This window comes from Pseudomonas sp. CFII64 (assembly GCF_000416235.1).
Taxonomy (GTDB): Bacteria; Pseudomonadota; Gammaproteobacteria; order Pseudomonadales; family Pseudomonadaceae; genus Aquipseudomonas.
The window spans coordinates 239648-262772 of the sequence record NZ_ATLO01000042.1 but is presented as its reverse complement, the minus strand read 5'-3'; the positions used below and the strand labels follow the sequence as shown (position 1 = coordinate 262772).

Sequence of the window (23125 nt, the reverse complement as noted above, 5' to 3'; positions counted from 1 at the left end):
GCCCCATTGTGCGGGTTTTCCACGGCGCGAGTTATCACGAATTGTTTAACTTCGCGTGAGGATTTGGCGATCACTGCGCCCCTAAGCTGGGTTCCATGCCATCCACCTGGATGTTTCGGAGAAGATTATGTTTTCACGGCGGCGGTTTCTGATAGTGAGCGGCGGGGCAGGCCTTGCAGCATTGGCGGTCGGCGTGTCGAGCCGCTTCCCGATGCTGGTCGATGACGCCAGCGCAGCCCAGGTGTTCGAGGTAACCCGCAGCGATGCGCAATGGCGCGCCTTGCTCAGCGCCGAGCAATATCAAGTGCTGCGCGAACAGGACACCGAGCGACCTTACAGCAGCCCGCTGAACGACGAGCATCGTGACGGTGTTTTTGTCTGTGCCGGTTGCGATCTGCCGTTGTTTTCCTCCGCGACCAAGTTCGACAGCCATACCGGCTGGCCTAGTTTCTGGCAGCCACTGGACAAGGCTGTGGCGGTTCAGACCGACCGGTCTTTCGGGGTATCACGCGATGAAGTGCATTGCGCGCGTTGCGGCGGCCATTTGGGTCACGTGTTCCGCGACGGACCCAAACCCACCGGCTTGCGCTACTGCATGAACGGCGTGGCGATGAACTTCAAACCCCAGGCGGTTTGAATCGTTTTTTCATTCATTTTATGCAGGTCGAACTTATGTGGCTCCTGATCCTTGCTTATCTCGGCGGCGTGCTGACGATTGTCAGTCCGTGCATTCTGCCGGTACTGCCGTTTGTGTTCGCCCGCACCGGGCAGCCGTTCATGAAAAGCGGCTTGCCGTTGCTGGCCGGCATGGCGCTGACCTTCGCCCTGGTTGCCACGCTGGCAGCGGTAGGCGGCGGTTGGGTGGTGCAGGTCAATCAATACGGGCGCTGGCTGGCGCTGCTGTTCGTCGCCTTGTTCGGCCTGACGCTGGTGCTGCCAAAACTGGCCGAACGCCTGACCCGGCCACTGGTGGCGGTCGGCGGTCGGCTGTCCGAAGCTGCGGGCAACGATCCCCGGCCGCGTCCCGGTGCGTCATTTCTGATTGGTGTGGCGACCGGCTTGCTCTGGGCACCGTGCGCCGGGCCGATTCTGGGCCTGGTGCTGACCGGCGCGGCGCTGCAAGGCGCGAGTGTCGGCACGACCTTGTTATTGCTGGCTTACGCCGCAGGTGCCTGCACTTCACTGGCGGTTGCATTGCTGCTGGGCGGTAAGGTGTTCGCGGCGATGAAGCGTTCCATCGGTGCTGGCGAGTGGGTACGACGAGGCTTGGGTGTCGCCATGCTGGCTGGCGTGGCAGCGATTGCACTGGGGCTGGACACCGGAATTCTGGCCAAGGTATCGACGGCCTCTACCGGCGGCATCGAACAGGCACTGGTTGGCCGTCTGGCGGGTCAATCGCCGGGCAGCAGCGGGGCGATGATGGCGCAGAACCCGGCCAGCGGGAGCCTGATGAAAGCCGCCAGTCAGGCGTCGGACAGCTTGCCGATCGAGGGCAATCTACCCGCGCTGGACGGTGCCGTGCAGTGGCTCAATTCGCCGCCGCTGACCGCCGAGGCGTTGAAAGGCAAAGTCGTGCTGGTGGATTTCTGGACGTACTCCTGCATCAACTGTTTGCGCACGCTGCCTTATGTCAAAGCCTGGGCCGAGAAGTACCGCGATCAGGGGCTGGTAGTGATTGGCGTGCACGCGCCGGAATTTGCCTTTGAACGCAATGTCGGCAACGTCAGCAAAGCGATGAAAGATTTGGGTATCAATTACCCGGTGGCCGTCGATAACGACTACAAGATCTGGCGTGCTTTCAACAACCAATACTGGCCGGCGCACTATTTTGCCGATGCCCAGGGCCGCATTCGTTATCACCATTTTGGCGAAGGCGATTACGCAGAATCGGAACGGGTCATCCAGCAGTTGCTGCGTGAAGCGGGTGCCACCAAGGTTGCCGATGGCCTGATTACTGCCAACGCCCAGGGTGTGCAACAGGCGGCGGACATGCACGACGTGCAATCCCCGGAAACCTATGTCGGTTACCAGCGCGCGGAGCAGTTCGTCCCTGCCAAAGGCCTGCTGCCGGATACCGGGAAGACCTACAGCCCGGCGCCGCAACTGGCGCTCAACGACTGGAGCCTGGAAGGCAAGTGGAATGTCGGCGCCGAGCAGGCCACTGCTGACGCCCCGGCCAGTCGCATTGTTTACCGCTTTCATGCGCGAGACCTGCATCTGGTACTCGGGCCTGGAGCCGATGGCAAGCCGGTGCGCTTCAAGGTGCTGATCGACGGCAAGGCACCCGGTGACGCTCACGGTAGCGACGTCGCCTCCGACGGCAGCGGCAGCGTGACCGAACAACGTTTGTACCAGTTGGTGCGTCAGCCCGGCACCGTGCAGGACCGGACTTTCAGCATCGAATTTCTGGATCCGGGTGTGTCGGCGTATGCGTTTACTTTCGGTTGATCATCATTCATTGATTCAGGAGTCAGTCTCATGAAAACCCCATTTACGTTGCGCCGGATTGTGTTGCAACTGGCCGCCGCCGGCTTTATCGGCCAATGCTCCATCGCCGCCTTTGCCGCTGAGGAAGCGGTGCGTCTGGCCCCGCCGGCCGTGGACGAAGCCACCCAGGCCCACAGTGAAACGGCCGTGTTTGCCGGCGGCTGCTTCTGGGGTGTGCAGGGTGTGTTCGAGCATGTCAAAGGCGTCAAGCAGGCCGTTTCCGGCTATGCCGGCGGCGCGGCCGACACCGCACACTATGAGCAGGTCAGCGATGGCGATACCGGCCATGCGGAATCCGTCGAAGTCACTTTCGATCCCGCTCAGGTCAGTTACGGCACCTTGCTGCAAATCTACTTTTCGGTGGCCCACAACCCCACCGAACTCAATCGCCAAGGGCCGGATCGCGGCACCCAATATCGCTCGGCACTGTTCACCAAAAGCGGCGAACAGCAACGTGTTGCCCAGGCTTACATCGCTCAGCTGGACGCCGCGCATTCGTTCAACAAGCCGATTGTGACCCGACTGGAATCGTTCAACGGCTTCTACCCGGCCGAGGAGGAACACCAGGATTTCCTGACCCTTCATCCCATGCATCCGTACATCGTGATCAACGATTTACCTAAAGTGGCGCAGTTGAAGCAGTTGTATCCAGACCGTTATCAAGATGAGCCTGTGCTGGTCAAGGCGGGAATGTAGCCGGCGATAGCACGGCAATTCTTTGCAAAATGTATCGGGCCTGGGCGGTAAGAAACTCACCGCTGCCAGCCCCGAAAATGCCCGATTCAACTCCGCCAACCCCCGATTGATGATTTCCCCTCATAAGTCTATGTGGTTCGTGCCACGTAGTTACCTCTGCTGCCCTGGGTTACCGTCGCTCCGTTCTTGGCGCTGGTGCACAGGTTTCGATTGAATCCGTAGCGCTGGCGTCATGGACGTCTTTTCATCATCAGTCCAGGTGCCTACGCATGAAACTAGCCGGAGCCGCGCTCGCCACTTTATGTTTTGCCGCTGTTGCCGAGGGCAATCAGGGCGGCGGCAAACCCGACCCCAAGCCGTCGCCCGATGTTCTCGCGGTCACGCCGCAGTTGTATCAGTACACGACTGAATTGCTGTTTGGCGAAGTCTGGAAGCGCCAGGAGCTGGCGCCCCGGGATCGCAGCCTGATCACCCTTGCAGCGCTGGTGAGTGGCGGGCAAACCGCGCAGATGACCGGGCATCTCAATATCGGCCTGGACAACGGCCTCAAACCCAGCGAAATCAGCGCATTGATCACTCACCTGGCGTTTTATTCGGGTTGGCCCAACGCGATGTCGGCAGTCGGTGTGGCGAAAAAAGTCTTTACCGAGCGGGGCATACCTGCGGAACAGATCGTCCCGCCACCGACTGAACCGTTGACGCTGGATCCCGCCAGCGAGGTCAAGCGCAAAGCCGCAGTCGAGGCTGCTACCGGTGACGTGGCGCCTGCGCTCGGGCGCTACACCAACGAAGTGCTGTTCGCCGAGCTATGGCGACAGACCGACCTGACGGCGCGCGACCGCAGCTTGATCACCGTCGCCGCTCTGATTACGCAAGGGCAGGTCGCCCAATTGCCATTCCACCTGAACCGCGCGATGGACAATGGCCTGACCGAAATCCAGGCCGCCGAGGTGGTGACTCATCTGGCGTTTTACGTTGGATGGCCAAAGGCGATGTCGGCAGTCCCGGTACTCAAAGCCGTGTTTGAGTCGCGCCGCAATCAAGGCTGAACCCGGCTCGCTGAACTTGAGATAGCCGGTAACGATCAGTTTCTGTAGCGCAACGCGTCCACCAGCAAGGCAAACGCCGGCGAAGCCTGGCGTCGGCTGGGGTAGTAAAGATGGAAACCGGCGAATAATGGCGACCAGTCTTCCAGCACATGAATCAGGCTGCCGTCCTTGACGTAAGGGGCGATCAAATCGTTGGGAATGTAGCTGAGGCCGAAACCGTCCAGCGCCGCATGCAGCAGTTGGTACACGCCGTTGTAGGTGATCTGGCCGGTGACGCGGGCCTTGAGGCTTTCGCCGTCTTTGGCGAACTCCCAGGCGTACAGGCCGCCATTGGTGGGCAGGCGCAGGTTGTTGCATTGATGGTCGGTGAGGTCCCGGGGTGTCCGGGGCAAGGTTCGGTTGGCAAAGTAAGCGGGGGAGCCGACCACCGACATGCGCATGTCAGGGCCAATGCGCGTGGCGATCATTCCTTCGGCGACGTCTTCGCCCAATCGCACGCCCGCGTCAAAACCGTGGGCGGCAATGTCGACGAAGCCGTAGTCGCAACAGACCTCCACCGAGATGTCCGGATATTTGGGGAGGAATTGGTTGAGCACTGGCCGAATGATCATCTGCAGCACGTGATCGATGGCATTGATGCGGATGCTACCGGTCGGGGTGTCACGCAGGTCGCTGAGGCCCGCCAGCTCCATTTCGATTTCCTCGAAATGCGGGCCGACCTTTTTAATCAGGCGTTCGCCAGCTTCGGTGGGCGACACGCTGCGGGTGGTGCGGGTCAGCAGGCGCAAGCCGAGGCGTGCCTCCAGCCCGCGAATGGTGTGACTCAGCGCCGATTGGGAGACGCCCAGTTTGCCGGCGGCCTTGGTGAAGCTCCGCTCCCGTGCAACAGCGAGAAAGGCGAGCAGATCAGTGGCGTTTTCTCGGAGCATTGATGAGCACCTTGCATAAATATTTTAAGATTCTAGCGTCTAATCAACTCAATATGCAGCTGTTAAATTTGCGGTCCATGCTCGGTTAGCCATGGACCGAGGATGCGACCTGCCGGCTCCTAACCCTTGCATTGTTCAAGTGAGAACCCTTATGAAAAGCCTCGCCGCCACTGCGTTATTGCTGTCATTACTCGCTTTCGATTTACCTGCCGAGGAGAAATCCATGCTTGTCGTCAATACCAATGGCTCTCAGCCTTCAGCCAAGGGGCCGGCTGATTATTTCACCGGAACCGTACGTGTCGACGCGCCGTTCAAAGGCACGGACGGCGCCCGGGTCAGTGGCGCAACGGTGACGTTCGAGCCCGGTGCGCGTACGGCGTGGCACACTCATCCGCTGGGTCAGACCCTGATTGTCACGGCAGGCTCGGGTCTGGTGCAAGAATCGGGTAAGCCGGTGCGTTCGATCAAGCCGGGCGACACCGTGTGGATCCCGCCCAACGTCAAGCATTGGCATGGCGCTACCGCAACCACCGCGATGAGCCACATTGCCGTCGCCGAAGTGCTGGATGGCAAAGTGGTTGACTGGATGGAACAGGTCAGCGATGACCAGTATGCAGAGGCGCTCTGATTGTAGCCTTGCGGCCAGAGTCCCGGGTTTAGCGTTTGCTGCTGCTCAGGACTTTATGCAGCTTGGCCTGCAGATCGCTTTCGTTGAACGGCTTTTGGACCACCAGCGAGCCTTCCAGGCCCAGTACGTCGGTGTCGGCGTAGCCCGTCACAAACAGCACCGGGATTTCAGGATGGTTCTCATAGACAAGTGCCGCCAACTCACCACCGGTCATGCCGGGCATGGCGAAATCGGTCAGCACCAGGTCGATTGAATGATTCAGCATTTCCAGGGCTTCGACTCCGTCCTGCGCCTGTTTCACGGTGTAACCCATGGCATCGAGCATCTGCACGGTAACGGAGCGCACATCCGGGTCGTCGTCCACCAGCAGGATGGTGTGCGAACCTGCTTCGTGTGCCGGATCCGGTACTTCTGGCATTTCATTGCGGATGATCTCGGGCTTGGCCACACTGGGCAGATAGACCATCACTTTGGTGCCCACCCCCAGCTGACTCTCAATCATGACGCCGCCGCCTGACTGTTTGGCAAACCCGAACACCTGCGCCAGGCCCAGCCCTGAACCTTTGCCGACATCCTTGGTGGTATAGAACGGCTCGAATGCGCGCTTCAACGTCTCCGCGCTCATCCCGCTGCCCGAATCGCTGATGGCCAGAACGGCGTACTTACCCGGTTCCGGATCTTCGGGGCGCACGGCAGGCTCGGTGATTTCTGCGTTGAACGTCGAGAAGGCCAGCGGGCCGCCTTTTGTCATCGCATCCCGCGCGTTGATGGCCAGGTTGAGGATGATCATTTCGGTCTGCGTCGGGTCACCCATGGCGTACCAGAGATCGGTGGCCAGATCGGTTTCAATCCAGACACTGCCTCCCAATGCCCGGACCAGCAAAGTCCCCATACTGCGGATGGTGTCGTTCAGGCTGATCGCCACAGGTTGCAGCCGTTGCCGGCGCGAAAACGAGAGCAATTGAGCGGTGAGCCGCGCGCCGCGTTCCCCGGCATCCTTGACGTTCTGCAAACGGTTGACGGTCTTGTCCAGGGTGCCGCGCTCGATGTCGCGAATGGCGAAGGCGGTACTGGTCAGGATGACGGTCAAAAGGTTGTTGAAATCGTGGGCAACACCTGCGGTCAATTGACCGACCACTTCGAGTCGCTGCATCTGTTGCAGGTCGGCCTCTATGCGCTCTTTCTCGCTGATTTGCGCGCGAAGCAGTTTGTTGGCAGCGGCAAGCTCATCGATGACCGCGCGCTCTTCGGTGATATCGCGAACGGCGGCATACATCAGTCCGTCCTCGGGCACGATGGTCCAGGACAACCAGCGATAGTCACCGGATCGGTGTTTCATGCGATTGACGAAACGGGTCGAAATATTGCCGCGAGCAATGCTCTCGACTTCCTGGACCGTAGCGTCCAGATCCAGCGGGTGAATCAATTCCCATAGCCGCATCTGGCTGATCTGCTGATTGGACCAGCCCAAGGCCGCTTCCCACGCCGGGTTCAAGGATATGGGCGTCATGTCGAGCTGCAACACGGCCAGCAACTCCCGGGACAACTCCCAGGTGCGATCACGTTCACGGGTGCGCAGCTCGATGCGTGCGCCCAGCAGTTGGTTGAGTTCCACCAGTTCCCTGGTCGCCTGTTTACGCTCGCTGATGTCCTGCATCACACCGGTGAAACGCACACATTGGCCATTTTCAAAGACCGAGCGTCCATTGGAAAACAACCACCGCGACCGACCATTGGGCATCAGCGCCCGGTATTCGATCTGGTAGTCGGCTTCCTTTGACATGGCCTCGTTGATTTTCAGCTCAAGCAGCGCTCGGTCTTTCGGATGGCAGCGGGCCAGAAGAAAAGGCAGGTCGACCGGGCTATTGGGCAAGAGTTCGTACAAGGCGTTGCAGCGTTCATCCCACAGCAGCCGTCCGGTCAACGGCTCAAGCTCCCAGACGCCCATCATTGCCGCCTCGATGGCGAGCCGGGCACGAACTTCGACGTCTTGCAACGCTGATTCGGCAGCCTTGCGTTGCGCGCGTTCACGGACCTCCGAGACCGCGCGTTTGACGGCCTTGGGCAGCATTTTCAGGTTTTGCTTGAGGACGTAATCCACCGCCCCCAGACGCATCATCTCCACCGCCTGCTGCTCGCCGAAAATCCCCGACAGAAAAATGAACGGAGTCTTGGGTGTCAGCTGCTGAGCGATTTTCAGCACGTCTGCGCCGGAAGATCCAGGCAGCAGGAAGTCGCACAGAACGACGTCAAATACCTGTTGGCTCAGGGCTTGAGCCGCGCCGTGGTGATTGTGAACCAGCGTTGAGTCGACTTCGATGCCGCTGGCTTCCAATGCCAAAAGTGTCAGCTCCGCATCGTGCGGGCTGTCTTCAATCAGGAGAATTCTCAGTGTTTTAAATGGCATTAAGTCGACTGCGCTTATCAATAAAGGTCAGGAACCGGGACGACGTTGAGCTCTGACCGATCCGGGTGGCGGCTCGTTCAGCACGGCCCAGAAAATACCCAGGTCCGAAATGGCGCTGACGAACTCCTTGAACTCCACCGGCTTGACGACGTAGGCGTTGACGCCCAATTGATAGGCTCGCGACAAATCAGGCTCTTCACGGGATGAGGTCAGCATGACCACCGGGATACTGCGCAGCTCTTCCGACTGGCGCACGGCTTCGAGCACTTGCAGTCCATCGACCTTGGGCAGTTTCAGGTCCAGCAGCAGTACTGCGGGATTTCCATCGAGCCGTTGGGCGTAGCTGTCGCGGCGAAACAGGTAGTCAAGCGCTTCCGCGCCGTCACGGACAACGATCACTTCATTGGCAAGCTGGCTACGTTCCAGAGCGATCAGGGTCAGCTCCAGATCCTGAGGATTGTCCTCGACCAGCAATATGGGTTTGAGCATCGTGTTTTTCCTCAATCAGGCAACTGGACTCAAGGTTTGAATGGGTAAGGTGAAGGAGAAGACCGCGCCTTGGTCGAGGACACCTTGCGCCCGGACGGTGCCACCCTGACGTTCGATAATCCGTCTGACGTTGGCCAGGCCGATACCGGTGCCTTCGAATTCTTCCATGCGGTGCAGGCGCTGGAAGACTCCGAACAGCTTGTCTGCGTATTGCATGTCAAAGCCCACGCCGTTATCACGAATGCTGACTTCGACGAATTTTTCGCCCTTGATTGCATCGATCTCAATAGTGGCAATCGCTTTGGTGCGGGTGTACTTGATGGCGTTGGCGATAAGGTTGCGCATGGCCAGGTGCAGGAACGCAGGGTCGGCAATGATGACGGGCAGGTCGCGAACCACCCACTCGATCGTCCGGCCTTCATAGTCGGGTTTCATTTCAGCCCGAATCGATTCCACCATGGCAGTCAGATTGACCTCTGACTGACGCATGGCCGATCGACCCATCTGGGAGAAGCTGAGCAGGTTGTCCACCAGGGTGCCGGCAAATTTTGCCGACTCGCCAATGGTGCCCAGGAAGCGCTGGCCACGCTCGGTAAGGTTTCCCTGTTCCATATCCGTGAGCAACTCGGCATAGCCGGCAATGTGGCGCAGCGGGGCGCGCAGATCATGGGACACACTGTAGGAAAACGCTTCAAGCTCTTTGTTGCTGCGCTTGAGTTCGGTCGCCAGTTGGGCCATTTCCTCCGCTTTGCGCAACACAATCCCGAGCACGGCCAGGCGTAATTCGGCGACACCTTCCAGTTCGGTTGCATCCCAGCCCGTGGAGAAGCCTTCGACCTTCTGTTTCCAGAGATCAAAGCTCTGGCGGGGGCTCAACGATCCGCTTTGATCAACGGCTTTTTCCGGTTTCCCTGCCCACTGAACGGTACGGGCCTGCTCGCATTTGAACCAGATCAGGAAGTTCGAATGCAGCTCGGAGATGGAAACGGACAAAACGCCGCTCACTGATTTCGCAAGCCCGGGCAACTGAGGGATTTCCAGGCCGACATTGTCGGTGTGAAAGACATCCGGGCCATTGCGCCTGGTCAGCCACGCGGCGAGCGCTCGAACCTGTCCTTCCGGTGGCGTCTGGCCGTACAGGTCGCATTCGTTGTCAGAGACGACCGCCGCGCCGGTGGCACCGACAAAACGGATAAACGTGTCAGGCAGGGCTTTCAGCCCGTTGAATACGCTGTCTTGATCGGCCATGGCCGCGAGCATCTGGACGATGTCTCGTCGCAGGCCCAGCATGCGCTGATTGCGCAGGTGAGCTTCCTTGGTTTCCACCTGCAATGACAGAACTCGCCCCAGCAGTTCGCAGGCCGAGCGGGTCTGGAAGCTGACAGAGCGGGGTTCTGAGTTATGGCAGGAAATCAGCCCCCACAGTTGACCATCAACCACAATCGAGATGGACATGGATGCGCCGGTGCCCATGTTGCGCATGTACTGCAGATGTACGGGCGAAACACTGCGCAGGGTCGCATAGCTCAAATCCAGGGGGCGCTGCGTTCTGGGATTGATCGCCGGGATAATCGCGGAGGGCACGTAGTTGGCATCGGCAATGATCCGGATGCGATTGGCGCAGTAAAGCTCGCGCGCTTGCCGGGGAATGTCCGACGCCGGGAAACATAGCCCCAGATAACTGGGGTAGCCCTCGTTGGCCAGCTCGGCGTTGACCACGCCGTTGCCGTCTTTGTCGAATCGATAACTATTGACTCGCCCGAAGCCCGTAATGCGCTTGATGAAGCAGACAGAGCGATTGCACAGTTCGTCAACGCTTTCGTCTTCGCGCATCTGACTGATGAACGAACGCACCAACGGATACAGGCGACCGTGCGCCGCAGCGCTATCACCGGCGGGTTCAAATTCGGCAATCAAGACGTCGTCATTGCGATGGAGCAACATCGCGACGGGCTGGCCGGATTGATCGCCCTGAAGAAAAGTGACATCGCCGACATGGCAGGGCAGCGACGCATCGTCGTCCAGTTCGCCCAGTTGGTCCAGATACGCAGAGCCATTCTCGACGAGTGCATCCAGCTCCATGCCCAAGAGGGACGCCTGCTCGATATTCAGCCATTGCGCAATGTTTTCGCTGATCTGGACGATCTTCATCGTCGGTTCATCAATCACGATCAGGAAGCCTTGCGGCTGGATGCTGCCCGGGATGCGAATAGGTTCCCGAGCGCAATTATCGATGGCGGCTTGCAGGGATGCTTCAGTGTCGATAGCGGTCAAAATTTTTCCCTTTGAAGGCTTTTGTGACGGGTGAAGCAGGCTCAAGTGATGAGCGGAAAATCACCGCAATGCATTGGCGTCGAAAAATCCGATGACACAGTATCAAATTACTCAGGCTCGGTTTGTTTGAATGACGCCGAGTGCGGTGGTTCCCGATGACAGGATCAATCACTGATTTAAAGCCGAATGAGTGTTTACGACCGCAGAGTGTTATGAATGTTCTTCTGGAAACAGGCGCAACCCGGTCCCCAACGGGCAGGCGAATAAGTGTGCTGCACAAACCAAGGTGGAATTTGTCTCGATGGATTTACGCGACCTCTACTATTTCGAAACCATCGCCGATCTGGGCAATCTCGGTCGCGCCGGTGACAAGTTGCATCGTACCCAGCCTGCGCTGTCCAAAAGCATCCAGCGTCTGGAACAAACCCTCGGCACCGCGTTGTTTTTCCGCGAGGGGCGTCGGATGCGCCTGACTCCCGCCGGTGAATTGCTCTTGATGCGGGCGCGACACTTGCGTCAGGGCGTACAGGAAACCCGTCGGGAGATTCAGGATTTCGCCAAAGGCACGGTAGGCAATGTCCGCCTTGGCTGCGGGCCGACTGCTGCCGAATACCTGTTGCCAAGCCTGGTTTCACTGTTGCTGGAGACCGCGCCGGACCTGACCCTGGAACTGGTCACCGGACAGAACGACATGCTGCTCAACGCATTGCGTACGGGACAACTGGACCTGTTGATCTGTCCGTTATCGGCGGTGGACGTTGCGCAATTCGAGACGTTCGCGTTGTTGCAGGATGAAGTGGTGGTGGTCGCCAGCGTCGACCACGCGTTGTTCAAACAACCGATCAGCATGGCCGACCTGTGTAATTGGCGCTGGGTGTTGGCCGCGCCGACTGTGGCAACCCGCCGCTGGATCGATAACGCCTTTTTCAATCATCAACTGGATATGCCGCAGATCCAGATTCAGACCAACTCCATCAATATGATGCCGCGCCTGATCGCTCACACGCCGCTGTTGAGCTTCATTTCCAGGCATAACCTGGGTGTCGGCAAGATCGGCGCAACCTTGCGTGAAGTCCCGCTCGCAGAAACCACCATGAAACGAAGTTTCGGCCTGGTGATGCGCCGCGAGGCTTACGTTTCGCCGCCTGCCGCCTACATCGTTGACCTGCTCAAGCGGGAAGGCACGGCGTTGTTCACCGATCACTCCGATCACGATTGACTGTCCCGGCAAGTGTTACCCATTTCCCCAGCGTGGCCGAAGCATGGGTATTTCTATCAATAATATTCATAGTTGAATAACAAAGCGGAAATAGATTTATACGAAAAATAGGTTAAACATGGGTGCCATGGCGGTAGGCGACGGTCAATGAAGTCGATACCGATGCCAATAATCAAAACAAGGCGTCCACTATGACCTACACCATTCTCGTCACTGCAGAGCGCCTGGCCCCTGCTGGACTGAATGTCCTCAGCCAGCAGGATTGCCGCGTCTTGTTCGTCCGTCAGGGGCAGGAAGTCGCTGATATCGAGCGGCTGATGGCGACTGAGCCGGTGGACGCCGTGATCTCTCGCACCTTCGAGCTGAGTGAACAGGCGATTGCTTCGTGCCCGAGCCTGAAAGTCATCTCCAAACACGGTGTTGGCGTGAGCAATATCGATGTCGCGGCGGCCAGCGCCCGAGGCATTCCGGTGTATGTCACGCCGGGCGCCAACGCGCAGTCGGTGTGCGAAATGACCCTGGCTCTGCTGTTTGGCGCTGCACGCAAAGTCAGCTGGATGGACCGCGAAATCCGCGCCGGTCGCTGGTCCCGCGCCCAGGACGGCCTGCAGTTGCAAGGTCGCACTCTGGGGTTGGTGGGTTTCGGACAGGTCGCGCGCAAAGTGACCACGGTGTGTCAGGCGCTGGGCATGTCGGTAAAAGTCTACGATCCATTCCTCACCGCCGACAGCGACTTGATGGGCGCCGAACGCATGGGCTCGTTGGCGACTCTTTTGGCTGTCAGTGGTGTTCTGAGCCTGCACGTGCCGCTCACCGCGCAAACCCGAGACCTGATCGGCGCTGCCGAACTCGCGTTGCTTCCGGAACACGCCGTGCTGATCAATACCGCACGAGGTGAAGTCGTCAACGAAACGGCACTGGTCGACGCCTTGCGCAGCGGTCGGCTGTTCGCCGCCGGCCTGGACACCATGGCCATCGAACCACTGCCTGCCGACAGCCCGCTGTTGAGCCTGGACAACGTGCTGCTCACGCCCCATGTCGGCGGTTCGACGCCAGCAGCGCTGGCCGCCATGGCGCGTGACGCGGCAACCAACGTGACTGATTTTCTGCGCGGCAAACCCGTGCCGCGTACGTCCTGTGTCAACGCCGACATCCTTCCCCTCTGACCGGAGATATTCCATGACCGCTTCTGCTCTCAATGACTGGCCAACGGGCTACCGCATCAACCCGCGCAATGATGGCCTGGGCAGTGAACTGATTGAAGCGTTTCGCGCTATTCCGGTTGCTGTCGCCGGGGATTGTCTGGGTCGCAACATCGGCGCCCGGGGCTTGCGCATCTACCACGGCGACCTGGCGCTCAAGCTGTGCGGCCCGGCGTTTACCCTGCGTGTGCGGCCCGGTGACAACCTGATGGTGCACAAGGCGCTGATGATGGTGCAGCCCGGCGATGTGCTGGTCATCGACGGCGCTGGCGATGTCAGTCAGGCGGTGATTGGCGGTCTGGTGCGCACCACCGCATTGCGCGTGAAACTGGGCGGGATCGTTATTGATGGCGCCGTTCGTGATCTTGAGGAATTGGCCGAAGGTATCCTGCCGGTGTTCGCAGCGGGGCATACCCATCGGGGTCCAAGCAAGGACGGTCCCGGTGAAATCAACGTGCCGATTGCCTGCGCCGGTTTGTGCGTGATGCCGGGCGATCTGATGCTCGGCGACGCAGATGGCGTGCTGGCAGTGCCGCAGGCCGACGTTGCCGCGCTGCTGCCCAAAGCCCTTGCCCATCTGGATCGGGAAGCGGCCATCCGCGAAACCAACCGCCTCGGCACCGCCAACCCTGAACGATTCGACGCGCTGCTGCGAGCCAAGGGCTTGCCGGTCTGAGTTCATTGCACTGATACCCCGCACTCAACACGCTGTCGGTCATCGCCGCTGATGGCTGCCGGGTTGCACCCGCAAAACGTCACCCAGATAAAACTAAAAAAAAGAGGGAACCCATGCTGACGATCCTCAGCTATACGATGATCACCTGCTTCATGTACCTGGTCATGAGCCGCCGGCTCTCGCCCCTGGTGGCGCTGATGCTGGTGCCGGTGGTCTTCGCCTGCATCGGCGGTTTTGCCGCAGGGCTCGGCCCGATGATGATCGACGGGGTGAAGATGCTCGCACCCACCGGCATCATGCTCACCTTCGCGATTCTGTACTTTTCGATGATGACCGATGCCGGCTTGTTCAATCCGCTGGTCAAGCTGATCCTCAAGGTGGTCAAGGGCGATCCGCAGAAAATCGTGATCGGCAGCGCCATTCTCGGTATCTGCGTCGGCCTCGATGGCGACGGCGCGACCACCTACATCATCACCACCGCCGCGTTGTTGCCGTTGTACCGGCGCACCGGTATTCGCCTGCAAGTCATGGCGACCGTGTTGCTGCTGAGCAACGGCGTGATGAACATGCTGCCCTGGGCCGGGCCGTTTTCCCGGGCCGCGAGTGCCATGCATGTGGACGTCGCCAGTCTGTTCATGGAAATGCTGCCAATGATGCTCGCCGCGCTGGCGTGGGTGGTGTTCGTGGCGTTTTTGCTGGGCCGCATGGAGAAGCGTCGTCTGGGCGTGATCGAACTGCGTGAAGGCGAGGGCATGGATCATTTCAAGGAATCCAGACCTGGCGATTGGCGCTTCGCCTTCAATGCCGTGCTGACCATCACATTGATTGCCTGCATGGTCATGAGCGTGTTGCCGCTGCCGATTCTGTTCATGCTGGCTTTCGGCCTCGGCGCGGTGGTCAACTTCCCGAAAATCGAAGAACAGAAAGCCCTGATCGCCCGCCACGCGGATAACGTGATGCTGGTGTCGCTGCTGATTTTCGCGGCAGGGATCTTCGTCGGCATCATGACCGGCACGGGCATGATCAAAGCCATCTCGGAAAGCCTGATCTACATCATTCCGCAGTGGGCCGGGCAGTACATGTCGCTGATTACCGCACTGTTGAGCATGCCGGGCACCTACGTGCTGACCAACGATGCGTTCTATTTCGGCATCTTGCCGATCCTCGCCGACACCGCCAGCCACTACGGCATTGGTCCCATGGAAATGGCCGTCGCGGGGCTGATCGGTCAGCCGGTTCATGTGCTGAGTCCACTGGTGGCATCAACTTATCTGTTGTGCGGATTGCTGGATGTCGATTATGCGGACAACCAGCGTATCTCCCTGAAATGGTCACTGGGCACGGTCGGCGTGATGTTCGTGATGTCGCTGATGATCGGCGCGCTGTCCTTCCTGCACTGAGCGGCTGCGCCAACGCCCTGAACCCAGAAGAGGCTACACCATGCAAAACAATCCCGACATTGATGTGCTGATCAGCGAAGTAGGGCCACGGGACGGCCTGCAAAGCGTGGCGGCGACGATGCCGACAGCCCTGAAAATCAACTGGATTTCGGCTCTGGCGGCGTCCGGCCTGCGCGAGATCGAGATTGGCTCGTTCGTCCCGGCAAAGTTGCTGCCACAAATGGCCGATGCCGCACAGCTGGTGGCCCATGGCCGCACGCTGCCGGGGCTGTTCGTCACCGCGCTGGTGCCCAATCTCAGAGGCGCCCAGGCAGCGTTTGAAGCCGGCGTGCAGAAGATAACCCTGCCGATTTCGGTGAGCGAGCCGCACTCGCTGGCCAACATTCGCAAGACGCATGCGCAAGTGATCGAGGAAGTTCGCTCGGTCGTTGCCTGGCGCGACCAGAACTTTCCTCATGTGCAAATTGAAGCCGGACTCTCCACGGTATTTGGCTGCACCCTGCAAGGCGTCGTGCCCGCAGATGACGTGATCCGCATGGCACTGAAGATGGCCGAACTCGGCGTGGAGGAGGTGGGTCTGGCCGATACGGTCGGTTATGCCAATCCCACGCAGGTGCGTAGCCTGTTTACCCGCTTGCGCAATGAACTGGGGCCTGTGGCGGGCAGCGCGCACTTTCACAACACCCGTGGCCAGGGTCTGGCGAATGTGGTGGCGGCGCTGGACGCCGGCGTGACCACCATCGACGCGTCCCAAGGTGGCCTGGGCGGCTGTCCTTATGCGCCGGGAGCGTCGGGCAATATCGTCACCGAGGATCTGGTTTACCTGCTCGAATCCATGGGCCTGCGCACTGGCGTCGACATTGATCGGCTGGTTGCCGCACGGGAATGGCTGCGCCAAGGCCTGCCGGGCGAGCCGCTTTACGGCTTCATCCCGGACGCCGGGGTAGGCAAGAATTTTCGTTACGCAGGCAAGGATCTATGACTATGCAGCAAACTTCCGACAAGGCCCTGCCACTGGCGGGCATTCGTGTCATTGAATTCGTGCATATGGTCATGGGGCCGACTTGCGGTCTGGTCCTGGCGGATCTTGGCGCCGAAGTGATCAAGGTCGAACCGGCTCCGGCGGGCGATAACACTCGGCGTTTGCGGGGTTCGGGCGCGGGATACTGGATGACCTATAACCGCAACAAAAAAAGTTTCGCCGTGGACATGAAAACCGAGGAAGGCATGCAGGCGGTCCGTAAACTGATCGCCAGCGCGGACGTGGTCACCGAAAACTTTCGCCCTGGCGCCATGGAAAAACTCGCGCTGGGTTATGAGCAGGTCAAAGCGATCAACCCGTCGATCATCTACAGCTCGATGAAAGGATTTCTGCCCGGCCCCTACGACCAGCGCACAGCACTGGATGAAGTGGTGCAGATGATGACCGGCCTGGCCTACATGACCGGGCCGGTGGGGCGTCCGCTGCGGGCTGGCGCGTCGGTGAATGACGTCATGGGCGGCATGTTCAGTGCCATTTCAATCCTGGCCGCCTTGCACCAGCGTAATTCCACCGGCCTGGGCCAGTTCGTGCAGACCGGCCTGTTCGAAAACTCGGCCTTCCTCGTCGCGCAACACATGATGCAGAAAGTCGTAACTGGCAAGGCCGCCGCACCCATGCCCAATCGCATCTCGGCCTGGGCCATCTACGACGTGTTCACGACGGCCGATGATGAACAGGTGTTTCTGGGCGTCGTGAGCGACGGCCAATGGCAAAGCTTCTGCAAGGCCTTTGACTTCAGTGACTGGGCTGTTGACCCCACTTTGGCGCAGAATAACCAGCGGGTGCAGGCCCGTGAGCAGATCCTGCCTTTTGTCAGCCAGCGTCTGGGCGACATGAGCAAGGTTGAGGTCATGGCGCGCTGCGAAGCGGCAGGGCTGCCGTTCTCGCCAATCCAGCGCCCCGAGGATCTGTTCGAAGACCGCCACTTGAATGCTTCGGGTGGCATGGCGGCGCTGACGCTGCCTGACGGTGAAAACGTCAAGGTGCCTATGTTGCCCTTCGAAATGAATGGCCAACGCTTCGGCACACGTCTGAACGTTCCTGAGCTCGGCAGTCACTCCACTGAACTGCTGGCGCAGATGGGTTATTCCGACGCACAGATTCAGGCGTTACACGCTGCTGGAGTGGTCAAAGGCTAATGCTTGCACTTGGCCAACACCACTTCGCAGGTACTGGGTGTGCCACCGGATTGCCCGGCATAGCGCTTGCAATTAGCCAACGATTTTTTGCGCGCCATATTCATGGACGAGCCCCAGGCCAGGCCACCTGTGCCCGCCGTGGGCAATGCCTTTGCGTAGCAGTTCGAACCTTGGGTCGGCGTGGTGCCTGAGCATCCCGCGATCAGCGCCAGGTTGATGGCGAGCAAAGAGAGCAGGGCCCATGCCGAGCAGCGGCGCATTGTCATACCGGTCATTGCAGTTCCTGTGCATCGAGAGGTCGAGCCGTTTTTGAGGCCGTTTTATGCAGGTTAGACCGAGTCGCGGGGTCAAGGCGCTCGCTGAACCGTCGCCGCCATTGTGCGCCGTAAACGAACTGCTTCGATCACGTCTGCTTTGAGCTTGCCCGGTTTAGAGCGTTTCTAAAAAAGGCACTTGGCCAGCAAACGTGCATCTGACACTGGAAACATTTTTAAATACTTCACTTCAAGAATGGTTGTACGACGTCGTACCTACTATGTTCGACTGCGCCGGTTCCTACAAAAAAAATAACGGAGATCCACACATGCCGAGCACTCCTTCCGCTGAAGCGCAAGTCGCAGCGCCTTCAAAAAGCCCCATCTCGCGAATTTTGAAACTGTTGGGCCCCGGTATCATCGCCGTTCTTTCCTGGCTGGGCGCCGGTGACTTGATCACTTCGTCTGTAGCAGGGGCGAACTACGGATACGCAATGATGTGGGTGTTGGCGGTATCTCTGCTCTTGAGATATTTGATCGTCAACATCATTGCGCGCTTCCAGCTCTGCAATAACCAAGGGATGACCATCCTGCAAGGCTATGCCCAGTTGAACCCGTTTTTCGGCTGGTTCTTGCTGGTGTATGCCTTGCTCATGGGGCATTTGATGAATGCCTACATGATCAAAGGCGCTGGCGAAGCCTTGGCCATGCTCTTGAAGATTGATTACCCACTGTTGTGTTCTGTCGCTGTGGTGCTGGCCGTCTGGATGCTGGTCGGTCGTAATATTTACTCGATGATCGAAGGCGTCATGAAGGTCCTGCTGGCGATCATGACCTTGGCGTTTATCGCGCTGGCAGTGATGTCCGGACCGGATGTCATGGGCATTGTCAAAGGCACCATCGGTTTCAGCATTCCCCCGGATGAAGGCGTGCATGGCGCGCTGCTGGTCGCCGTTTCGGTCATCGGTGCGGTTGCCGGCTCGGTCGCCAACTTTGTTCACCCGTATGTCATGCGGCAGAAGGGCTGGACCGGTCCCGAACACAAGCGTGTTCAGCGTAACGATCTACTGTTCGCCGTGTTTATCGGCATCATCATTAACCTGGCGATCTGGATCGTGGGCGCGGAAATCCTGCGGCCGAACGGGATTGAAGTTAAAACCTTGAGCGACCTGGGCAAGGCTCTGGAAATCGTCTTCGGCCCGATTGGCTGGTACGTGTTCTTCATCGGCGTATTTGCCACGCTGTTTGCCAGTATCTCCGGCAAGACCACTGCTTTCCCGATGTTGATTACCGACGCCTTCCAGCACGTGAGCCCGAAACGTCGTGAGCGTTACGGCAAGGAATTCCATCATGACCCGATGCACAAGTGGTTCATGCTGTTCATTCTGGTAACCCCGTTGGTTTGGTCTCTGCCAGGCATGCCGGACTTCGTGACACTGACCATTGGTGTCAGCGCGTTGAACATTATCGGGCTGCCGGTCATTTCCCTGGGCCTGCTGATCATGTCCAACCAGAAATCACTGCTGGACAAGAAGTATCGCAACAACCTGTTCGAGAATATCGCTCTGCTGTTCGCAACAGGTCTGGCGCTGTGGGTAGCGTTCCAGTTGGGTGTTGATCTGTTCACCTGATCAATCATCCCGTCGTTCGCCGGCCGCAACGGACACACTGTTCGTTGCGGCCGCTTCGTTTCTGGCCTTTACATCTTGTTTCGGCGGGCGCTGTCAGTGATCGCCGCGCCGTCACCGCGCAGCGTGTTCAGGACCAGCGAAAAGGCCGGGGTCTGCAGACGACGGCTTGGGTAATACAGGTGATAGCCCGAGAACGAAGGGCACCAATCCTCCAGAACGCGTATCAAACGCCCCTCTTCAATATGCGGCGCAAATTCCTCCTCCGGTAAATAGGCGATGCCTAAACCATTGACTGCTGCGGCAGGCACGTGGGCACTGGTGTTGAGAATTATCTGTCCTGCGACACGCACGTTGACCTTGCGACCACGTTTTTCGAACTCCCAGGCATCCACTCCGCCACGAGTCGGGAAGCGAATGTCGATGCATGGGTGATCAAGCAGATCCTGCGGGGTTTTCGGTATTGGCTTGGTCGCGAAATAAGCGGGCGATGCCACGGCCGCCATCCGCACCTTGGGCCCGATGGGAACGGCGATCATGTCTTTATCGACTGTCGCGCCAAATCGTATCCCCGCATCGAAGCGGTCGGCGACGATGTCCCGAAAGCCGTAATTGATATCGAACTCGATGTTGATGTCGGGGTATTCGAGGAGCATGGGCGTGAGTCGGGGAAGCAGCACGGTCCTCAGGACGAAATCGCCGCAGGTAATACGGACCGTGCCCGCGGGCTTATCCCTGAGCGCTGTCAAGGCATCCAGTTCGGTCTCTATCTCGTCGAAGCGATGGCCGATGGCCTGCATCAGGCGCTCCCCCGCGCTGGTGGGGGAAACGCTACGCGTGGTGCGCGCCAACAGCCTTATTTCGAGTCGCTTCTCAAGGCCAGAAACCGTTTGACTGAGCGCTGACTGTGTGACGCCCAAATGGGCCGCCGCACGGGTAAAACTGCCCTCTCTGGCGACTGTTACAAAGGCCAGAAGATCGTTCAGATTGTATCGTGGCATCGAATTACGCCCGCGTTATTGATTAGCACTGCTTATTAGCACGAGAAGAGTTCATTAGATTATCAAACATGTCTTGCTGCCGGATAATAGCCCGAGCGCCAACTGTAGTCACAGGCTCGGTGCACACCTTCCTCTGATCCAGGCCGCAAACACGGGTTGATCAGTACCATCTACCGAATCGGGAGTATTGCATGAGACAACTCGTTGTGTTGCTCGGCCTTTTGATGGCGTCGCTCTCGGCACTGGGCGCAGACATGTCCAACGGAGCCGATAATTTCTACAAGAGTGAGAAGGTCAAGGTCCAAAAAGTGACCTTCAAAAATCAGTATCAGATGAACACAGTGGGGAATCTGTATATCCCTGAAGGCGTGAGCGCAAACAGCAAAAATCCGGCAATCATCGTTGGCCATCCCATGGGGGCGGTCAAAGAGCAGAGCTCCAACCTGTATGCGCAAAAGCTGGCGGAGCAGGGCTTTGTGACCCTGGCCGTGGACCTGTCGTTTTGGGGTGAAAGCGCAGGCCATCCACGCAATGCGGTGTCAGCTGAAATCTACGCTGAAGACTTCAGCGCGGCGGTGGACTACCTGGGTTCCCAGACATTCGTGGACCGAAACAGGATCGGCGTCCTGGGTATTTGCGGCAGCGGAAGCTTTGTGATCAGCGCGGCAAAAATTGATCCCCGCATGAAAGCCGTTGCCACCGTCAGCATGTATGACATGGGTGCGGTTAACCGTAACGGCTTGAAGCATTCGTTCACCGTCGAGCAGAGAAAGCAAGCCATCGCAGCGGCTGCCGAGCAGCGCTATGTGGAATTCACTGGTGGGGAAACGAAATACACCAGCGGCACGGTTCAGGCGCTGACGGACAAATCCACTGCTATCGAACGCGAATTCTATGATTTTTACCGCACGCCTCGCGGCGAGTTCACGCCCAAAGGGCAGTCGTCATTGCTGACCACTCACCCAACTTTGACCAGCAACGCGAAGTTCATGAACTTCTACCCGTTCAACGATATCGAGACCATATCCCCGCGCCCAATGCTGTTCATCGCCGGGGAAAATGCTCACTCGCGCGAGTTCAGTGAAGAGGCCTATCGCCTGGCTGGCCAGCCGAAAGAGCTGGTTATCATTCCGGGTGCGGGGCATGTGGACCTCTATGATCGGGTCGACCTTATCCCGTTTGCCAAGCTGACCGCATTCTTTCAAACCAACCTCAAGTGACATAACGCGCTGACCGCTCCGGCGACGGTGCCGGGCCCTGCTGTTGCGCAGGGTCTTGCGATTTGAGCCGGCTGCACAGTTCCGAACCTGTAAAACCCCCTGTAATCGCCTCTCAGGCCTGCACGCTGTGCAGGTGGTGGAGCTTTACGCGTTGGAGAAAATTTGATGAACAGCACCGCTTTTCCTGTTCAGGCTGCAAGTCGGCAGGTATGGGGAGCCGTCCTGGCGATGTCGTTGTGTGCCTTTGCCCTGGTGACTTCGGAATTCCTGCCTGTAAGTTTGCTCACCCCGATTGCGAGCGATCTTGCACTTACCGAAGGGCAGGCCGGACAAGCGATTTCAATTTCCGGCATTTTCGCTGTCCTCACCAGCCTGTTCATCTCCTCCGCAACGCGTCGGCTCGACCGAAGACCCGTGCTGCTGTTCCTGACCCTGCTGATGATTGGTTCTGGAACGCTCGTGGCGTTAGCGCCGAACTACTTCACCCTGATGGTGGGTCGGGCGATATTGGGCATTGCGATTGGTGGCAGCTGGGCCATGTCAACCGCTGTCATGATGCGGATTGCGCCGCAGAACTTTGTCCCCAAGGCAATCGCGGTCATGCAGGGTGGCACTGCGTTGGCAACTGCAGTTGCCGCGCCCATTGGTAGCCTCATGGGCGGACTGATTGGCTGGCGTGGCGCGTTCTTTTGTGTGGTACCGCTTGCCGCGGTAGCGCTGTGTTGGCAAGCGTTTACGCTGCCGAAAATGCCGGCCGACAATAAATCGGGATCCGCAACTGATGTGTTCCGGCTATTGGGCAGCGCCAAAGTTGCCTTGGGTATGGCCGCAGTGGCGTTTCTGTTCATGGGGCAGTTCACGCTGTTCACCTATCTGCGTCCGTTTCTCGAATCGGTCACCCGCGTCGATGTTTCCGGGCTATCCCTGTTGTTGCTGATTATCGGCATGGCCGGATTAGTTGGGACGATGGTGATTGGCTCGGTGTTGAACCGAAGTCTTTACCGAGTGCTGATGATCATCCCGTTTTTGATGGCGGTAATTGCCATCGCTCTGCTGGGTTATGGCAGCTCAATGTGGCTGACAGCGGTCCTGCTCGGGGCGTGGGGCTTGATCGCGACGTGTGCGCCGGTGGGTTGGTTTACCTGGCTGTCACGAATACTGCCACGGGATGCGGAGGCCGGCGGCGGGTTGATGGTGGCGGTGATTCAGCTGGCAATTACCCTCGGCGCAACGGTGGGCGGGTTGCTGTATGACGGCGTTGGCTACCAGGCGACGTTCATCGCCAGCGGGGTATTTCTCCTGGTAGCAGCCGTGCTGGCATTGCTTGTATCCCGCACGGCTATGCCGGTTGCACGATGAGCTGACAAGGCGTCATCGTGCGTCTG

Annotated in this window: 20 protein-coding genes; 14 read left to right on the top strand and 6 right to left on the bottom strand. The window is 58.8% G+C overall.

Going from position 1 to position 23125, the window contains the following annotated elements; translation table 11 throughout:
• Positions 1-127 precede the first annotated feature (127 nt).
• The 4 genes from msrB to CFII64_RS19125 all read left to right on the top strand — a co-directional run bounded on the left by msrB (position 128) and on the right by CFII64_RS19125 (position 4232).
• A complete protein-coding gene (gene msrB, locus CFII64_RS19140) occupies positions 128-637 on the top strand; it encodes a peptide-methionine (R)-S-oxide reductase MsrB (protein ID WP_020292477.1) in 510 nt (169 codons plus the stop codon).
• Positions 638-672: 35 nt separating this feature from the next.
• Positions 673-2448 carry a cytochrome c biogenesis protein DipZ gene (locus CFII64_RS19135; RefSeq protein WP_044901556.1) on the top strand — a complete coding sequence of 592 codons (1776 nt, stop codon included), beginning with the start codon at positions 673-675 and terminating at the stop codon, positions 2446-2448.
• Between the two features lie 30 nt (positions 2449-2478).
• Positions 2479-3183, top strand: a complete 705-nt coding sequence (msrA, locus tag CFII64_RS19130) for a peptide-methionine (S)-S-oxide reductase MsrA (protein WP_020292475.1) — start codon at positions 2479-2481, stop codon at positions 3181-3183.
• Positions 3184-3452: 269 nt separating this feature from the next.
• Positions 3453-4232 (top strand): carboxymuconolactone decarboxylase family protein, encoded by a 780-nt coding sequence (locus CFII64_RS19125; RefSeq protein WP_020292474.1) that lies wholly within the window; start codon positions 3453-3455, stop codon positions 4230-4232.
• Between the two features lie 35 nt (positions 4233-4267).
• On the opposite strand, the gene CFII64_RS19120 is transcribed toward CFII64_RS19125, so the two are convergent.
• Positions 4268-5161, bottom strand: coding sequence for a LysR family transcriptional regulator (locus tag CFII64_RS19120; RefSeq protein WP_020292473.1), 894 nt, complete (start codon positions 5159-5161; stop codon positions 4268-4270).
• 223 nt (positions 5162-5384) lie between these two features.
• Here CFII64_RS19120 and CFII64_RS19115 point away from each other — a divergent pair, with 223 nt between their 5' ends.
• The gene (locus CFII64_RS19115) at positions 5385-5789 is read left to right on the top strand and encodes a cupin domain-containing protein (RefSeq protein WP_044901555.1); all 405 of its coding nucleotides are present in this window, start codon (positions 5385-5387) and stop codon (positions 5787-5789) included.
• Between the two features lie 28 nt (positions 5790-5817).
• Here CFII64_RS19115 and CFII64_RS19110 read toward each other — a convergent pair whose 3' ends face one another.
• Genes CFII64_RS19110 through CFII64_RS19100 form a run of 3 tightly spaced genes read right to left on the bottom strand, consistent with a single transcriptional unit; the run spans position 5818 to position 10950 of the window.
• Complete coding sequence (locus tag CFII64_RS19110; RefSeq protein WP_020292471.1) at positions 5818-8196, bottom strand: hybrid sensor histidine kinase/response regulator; 2379 nt, start codon at positions 8194-8196, stop codon at positions 5818-5820.
• 27 nt (positions 8197-8223) lie between these two features.
• Complete coding sequence (locus tag CFII64_RS19105) at positions 8224-8685, bottom strand: response regulator (RefSeq protein ID WP_020292470.1); 462 nt, start codon at positions 8683-8685, stop codon at positions 8224-8226.
• Positions 8686-8700: 15 nt separating this feature from the next.
• Positions 8701-10950: an ATP-binding protein gene (locus CFII64_RS19100; RefSeq protein WP_156883233.1), complete on the bottom strand. Its 2250-nt coding sequence runs from the start codon at positions 10948-10950 to the stop codon at positions 8701-8703.
• A 310-nt stretch (positions 10951-11260) separates the two neighbouring features.
• Between CFII64_RS19100 and CFII64_RS19095 the strand changes: the two genes are divergently transcribed.
• The 6 genes from CFII64_RS19095 (at position 11261) to CFII64_RS19070 (ending at position 17637) form a co-directional block, all read left to right on the top strand.
• Complete coding sequence (locus tag CFII64_RS19095; protein WP_020292468.1) at positions 11261-12178, top strand: LysR family transcriptional regulator; 918 nt, start codon at positions 11261-11263, stop codon at positions 12176-12178.
• Positions 12179-12369: 191 nt separating this feature from the next.
• Positions 12370-13344 (top strand): hydroxyacid dehydrogenase, encoded by a 975-nt coding sequence (locus CFII64_RS19090; protein WP_020292467.1) that lies wholly within the window; start codon positions 12370-12372, stop codon positions 13342-13344.
• Positions 13345-13357: 13 nt separating this feature from the next.
• Positions 13358-14056, top strand: coding sequence for an RraA family protein (locus tag CFII64_RS19085; protein WP_020292466.1), 699 nt, complete (start codon positions 13358-13360; stop codon positions 14054-14056).
• A gap of 113 nt (positions 14057-14169) precedes the next feature.
• Positions 14170-15456: a CitMHS family transporter gene (locus tag CFII64_RS19080; protein ID WP_020292465.1), complete on the top strand. Its 1287-nt coding sequence runs from the start codon at positions 14170-14172 to the stop codon at positions 15454-15456.
• Between the two features lie 40 nt (positions 15457-15496).
• Positions 15497-16438 carry a hydroxymethylglutaryl-CoA lyase gene (locus CFII64_RS19075; RefSeq protein ID WP_020292464.1) on the top strand — a complete coding sequence of 314 codons (942 nt, stop codon included), beginning with the start codon at positions 15497-15499 and terminating at the stop codon, positions 16436-16438.
• 2 nt (positions 16439-16440) lie between these two features.
• Positions 16441-17637: a CaiB/BaiF CoA-transferase family protein gene (locus tag CFII64_RS19070; protein WP_020292463.1), complete on the top strand. Its 1197-nt coding sequence runs from the start codon at positions 16441-16443 to the stop codon at positions 17635-17637.
• Here the strand turns inward: CFII64_RS19070 and CFII64_RS19065 are convergent.
• Positions 17634-17912: a hypothetical protein gene (locus CFII64_RS19065; protein WP_020292462.1), complete on the bottom strand. Its 279-nt coding sequence runs from the start codon at positions 17910-17912 to the stop codon at positions 17634-17636. The genes CFII64_RS19070 and CFII64_RS19065 overlap by 4 nt on opposite strands.
• A 308-nt stretch (positions 17913-18220) precedes the next feature.
• On the opposite strand from CFII64_RS19065, the gene CFII64_RS19060 reads away from it, so the two are divergent.
• Positions 18221-19522, top strand: coding sequence for an Nramp family divalent metal transporter (locus CFII64_RS19060; RefSeq protein WP_020292461.1), 1302 nt, complete (start codon positions 18221-18223; stop codon positions 19520-19522).
• Between the two features lie 68 nt (positions 19523-19590).
• Here CFII64_RS19060 and CFII64_RS19055 read toward each other — a convergent pair whose 3' ends face one another.
• Entirely contained in the window at positions 19591-20520 is a 930-nt protein-coding gene (locus CFII64_RS19055) for a LysR family transcriptional regulator (protein ID WP_044901505.1), read from the bottom strand.
• 191 nt (positions 20521-20711) lie between these two features.
• Here CFII64_RS19055 and CFII64_RS19050 point away from each other — a divergent pair, with 191 nt between their 5' ends.
• Positions 20712-21740, top strand: a complete 1029-nt coding sequence (locus CFII64_RS19050) for an alpha/beta hydrolase (RefSeq protein WP_020292459.1) — start codon at positions 20712-20714, stop codon at positions 21738-21740.
• A 165-nt stretch (positions 21741-21905) separates the two neighbouring features.
• Entirely contained in the window at positions 21906-23099 is a 1194-nt protein-coding gene (locus tag CFII64_RS19045) for an MFS transporter (protein WP_020292458.1), read from the top strand.
• The last annotated feature ends 26 nt before the right edge of the window (positions 23100-23125 follow it).